Below are 4,101 nucleotides of genomic sequence, written 5' to 3' on the forward strand. Positions count from 1 at the left end.
GTGTATAAGAGACAGGGTGCGGGCGGTGCGTTCGGCGATGTCGGCGACGTCGTTCGAGGAGGCCGCGATCTGCTGGGTCGTCGTCGAGAGGTTGTTCATCTGGGTGTCGACCGACTGCAGCGACTGGTGCTGGCGTTCGGCCCCGTCGGAAATCTCCTGGATCGATTCGCTGACCTCCTGGCTGGCCGTCCTCACTTCTTCGCTCGAGGCGGTAACCTGTTCGGAGGCGGTCGCGACGTCGGTGGCGAACTGGGTGAGACGATCGATCGTCGCCTCGATTTCGCCGAGCATCTCGTTGAACTCCGCGGCGATGTCGCTCATCGCCTCGTTGTCGGCCTCGGAATCCATCCGAACGGTCAGGTCGCCGTCGGCGGCCGACTGCATCACGTCGCTGTACTCGTCGGCCTTCCGCTCGAGGTGGGTGTTGAGTTGTGCGACGCGTTCGCGTTCGGTCTCGGCACGCTCGCGTTCGCGTTCGACCTCTTCGATCGTCTCTTTGAGTTCGACCCGCATCGAGTCGAACCGATCGTACAGTTGGCCGATACTATCGATGCGCTCGGATTCGAGATCGACCTCGAGGTCACCTTCTTCCATCCGCTGTGCTTTCTCCGTCAACCGATCGATCGACACGGCCGTGTTGCGGCCGATGACGGCACCGACGAGCCCGATTAGCAACACTGCGCCGGCGGTTACGAGCGCGCCGAACTGGCCGATCGAGTTGACCAGACCCAGCGCCTGCTGTTCCGAGGTGTGGACGAGGACCGTCCACCCTTCGTCGGTCGTCTGATACCCGACGACGTACTCGTCGGCGTCGAACTCGTACGGCGCGTCCGTCAACACGTCACCAGGTTCCCGTTCGACGAGCATCGCGCCCGGCGAATCCGCTCTAGCCTGTTCGAGAACGTTCTCGTCCGGATACGTCACGCCGAACGACGTGCCGTCCTGGTAGTCGTCGTATCCGAGGAACGCGTCGTCGGCGACGATTCGCCCCTCATCGTCGACGATCGTCACGACCGTGTCCAGCTGCGTCGAACTCGCCATCTCCAGTGACCGGTCCGCGAGGTTGAAGGTGAACACGAGCGCCCGGTCCTCGTCTTCCCCAACCGCGAGATAGTAGGACCGAACCGGTCGCTCCTCGAACGCGAGTTCCGTCTCGTCGCTCATGCCGTAGGGCTCGGTTCGCTGGACCACGTGCTCGGAGATGTCGTCCTCGAGCGCTCCAGTGTCGGGGAACGCGAGTTCCTCGAGTGATCCCGCGTCAGTACCGCTTCCGGCGAGTATGTCGCCGGTCTCCGTATCGACGTAGACGGCGTTCGACCGCGTCTCCTCCGGGAGGTCGTGGTAGACGTCTTGGAGGTAGTCCTCGATCGCTTCGTCGTCCGCACCGGATTCGAAAAACGGCGCTTTCGACGCCGAAAGCAGTAGTTGCTCGTTCCGGTCGTCCCAGTTCTCGAGTGCCGTCTTCTCCTGGACAGCCGTCTCTTGTTGGTCCTCGAGGACCGTCTCTTCTACCCCATCAGTGATCATCGCCGTCTCGACGATTCCGACCGTCCCGACCGCGAGGCCGAGAAACAACAATACCAGCCCGAATTTCAGGGCGTAACTCCGTCTGATCCGTGTCGGGACGATCCCCCTCAATCGATTAAGCATGAAGAAAGATTACAACCAATTATTGTTATTTCTGCTGGTCCGGAAGTCCAGGCGTGTGAGAACGAACAGCAGGCTACCATTACCGACTCCGTCGGATGAGAGAGAGCGGTTCGGGTGGCTGCGAGACGCCGATCACAACGGGTCCTCGAGTGGGACGGGAATGGGCGGCGAAAAGCAATCAAAAGGGATCGGAAAGAAGCGGGCGGTACTGAACCGATCCCAGCGGAGAGCCGGGAACGGAAGCGATTAGCTCCAGTCGTCGAGGGGATCGGAGCCGGCGTTGGCGTCGGCCGATTCGGTCTCTTCGACTACCCCGGTTCCGTCGTCCTCGTCGAACGAGAGGGTTTCGCCGGCAGACTCGTGCTCGGTTTCGAGCTCGTCGATCCCGAGCGAGCCGGCGTCGTCGTCCGCGTCGGTGTCGAACCGGTCGAGCGCCTCCGAGAGGACCGTCGCCTGCTGGCTGAGTTCGTCCGCGGAGTTCGACACTTCCGTCAGTGCGGAGGTCTGTTCCTCGGCGGCTGCGGCGACGGTCTCGGCTTCGGAGGTCGTCTCTTCGGAGATCGTTGCGACCTCGTCGACCATCGCGACGGCCTCCTGCGTCGAGGCGGCCTGTTGTTCGGTCGCTGCGGAAATCTCCTGGACACCGTCGTTGGTCTGGGCTGCGTACTCGGTAATGTCTTCCAGGGCCGTGACGACGTCGCTGACGAGGTCGTTGACGCGTTCGATCTCTTCGCTGGTGCGATCGACTTCCGTCGCGGACCGCTCGGTCTGTTCCTGGACCGCCTCGAGGCNTCGCTGACGAGGTCGTTGACGCGTTCGATCTCTTCGCTGGTGCGATCGACTTCCGTCGCGGACCGCTCGGTCTGTTCCTGGACCGCCTCGAGGCGGTCACCGATCTGTTTGGCGGCGTCTTTGACGTCCTGGGAGAGTTCCTTGACTTCGGCTGCAACCGTGCTGAACCCTTCCGTATCGCTACCGCTGGCCGACCGGGAGGCCTCGATGTTGGCGTTCAACGCGAGCATGTTCGTCTGCTCGGCGATCTCGGCGATCGTATCCGCGAGGTCGTCGATCTGGTCGACCTGCGACCGCAGTTCGTCGAACTCGGCGACGACCTCGTCGTACTCGGCCTCGAGGTCGTTACAGGCGTCGATCGCCTCTTCGGCGGCGTTCTGTCCGTCGCGACTGGTGCGGGCNCGGCGACGACCTCGTCGTACTCGGCCTCGAGGTCGTTACAGGCGTCGATCGCCTCTTCGGCGGCGTTCTGTCCGTCGCGACTGGTGCGGGCGGTGCGTTCGGCGATGTCGGCGACGTCGTTCGAGGAGGCCGCGATCTGCTGGGTCGTCGTCGAGAGGTTGTTCATCTGGGTGTCGACCGACTGCAGCGACTGATGCTGGCGTTCGGCCCCGTCGGAAATCTCCTGGATCGAACTGCTGACTTCGCGGCTCGCGGACCGAACCTCCTCGCTCGAGGCGGTAACCTGTTCGGAGGCGGTCGCGACGTCGGTGGCGAACTGAGCGAGGCGATCGATCGTCGCCTCGATTTCGCCGAGCATCTCGTTGAACTCCGCGGCGATGTCGCTCATCGCCTCGTTGTCGGCCTCGGAATCCATCCTGTCTCTTATACACATNTCGTTGACCTCCGCGGCGATGTCGCTCATCGCCTCGTTGTCGGCCTCGGAATCCATCCGAACGGTCAGGTCGCCGTCGGCGGCCGACTGCATCACGTCGCTGTACTCGTCGGCCTTCCGCTCGAGCTGGTCGTTGATCCGTTTGACCTCTTCGCGTTCTGCCTCGGCTTCGGCTCGGGCTCGTTCGGCCTCGTTGATCGTCTCCTTGAGTTCGGCACGCATCGAATCGAACCCTTGGTACAGTCGTCCGATGTTGTCGATCCGTTTGGTCTCGAGGTCGACGTCGAGATCACCCTGCTCCATCTGTTGGGCCTTTTGGGTCAACCGATCGATCGACCGAGAGGTGTTGCGACCGAGGATCGCCCCGACGAGACCGATCAGAAGGACGCCGCCGAGCGTCGCCAGGGTACCGTACTGGTTGACCGAGTCGACGAACCCATACGCGTCTTCGGTCGACGTATGGGTCAACACGACGAGGTCCATCTCCGTGTTGTGATAGGCCGCGACGTAGCCGTCGGGAGCGAAGTTGTAGGGTTCGTCCCCGAGCGTACCGCCCGGTGCTCCGTCGAAGACGAGCGCCCCGGACGCGTTCGTGCTGTGGTCCCTGAGCGCTTCCTCGAGCAACTCGCCGTCGTCGTTCTCGTAGGGCTCGAGGAATCCGCTCTGGGTGTAGTCGTCCTGCAGCGCGTCCTGGCCGGTCCCGGTGTACGTTCCGTCGAGAACCAGCTGGCCGTTACGGTCGACCGCGAAGGTGATCGAGTCACGTTCCTCGCCGCCGCCGAGGTCAGTCATCAGTGCTTCGAGGTCGTAGGTCATGACGATGG

The 4,101-nt window shown here is 63.0% G+C and carries 3 protein-coding genes and 1 pseudogene; all 4 read right to left on the bottom strand.

Annotation, left to right across the window (positions count from 1 at the left end):
• On the bottom strand, positions 1 to 1,650 hold a 1,650-nt coding region (locus tag C446_RS04080; RefSeq protein WP_152419359.1), incomplete at its 3' end, for a HAMP domain-containing protein.
• A 246-nt stretch (positions 1,651 to 1,896) separates the two neighbouring features.
• Positions 1,897 to 2,232 (bottom strand): hypothetical protein, encoded by a 336-nt coding sequence (locus C446_RS20760; protein ID WP_006671797.1) that lies wholly within the window; start codon positions 2,230 to 2,232, stop codon positions 1,897 to 1,899.
• Positions 2,142 to 2,801 carry a methyl-accepting chemotaxis protein gene (locus C446_RS20765; RefSeq protein WP_394295203.1) on the bottom strand — a complete coding sequence of 220 codons (660 nt, stop codon included), beginning with the start codon at positions 2,799 to 2,801 and terminating at the stop codon, positions 2,142 to 2,144. Before C446_RS20765 ends, C446_RS20760 begins: the two co-directional genes overlap by 91 nt.
• 737 nt (positions 2,802 to 3,538) lie before the next feature.
• A pseudogene (locus C446_RS20770) lies at positions 3,539 to 4,093 on the bottom strand (HAMP domain-containing protein); the annotation flags it as partial.
• Between the last annotated feature and the right edge of the window lie 8 nt (positions 4,094 to 4,101).

Source organism: Halobiforma nitratireducens JCM 10879, assembly GCF_000337895.1.
Classification (GTDB): Archaea; Halobacteriota; Halobacteria; order Halobacteriales; family Natrialbaceae; genus Natronobacterium; species Natronobacterium nitratireducens.

Excerpts from the sequence above, each read along its gene's own strand:
- C446_RS20760 (WP_006671797.1), bottom strand. The coding sequence starts at position 2,232 with ATGGTCGACGAGGTCGCAACGATCTCCGAAGAGACGACCTCCGAAGCC.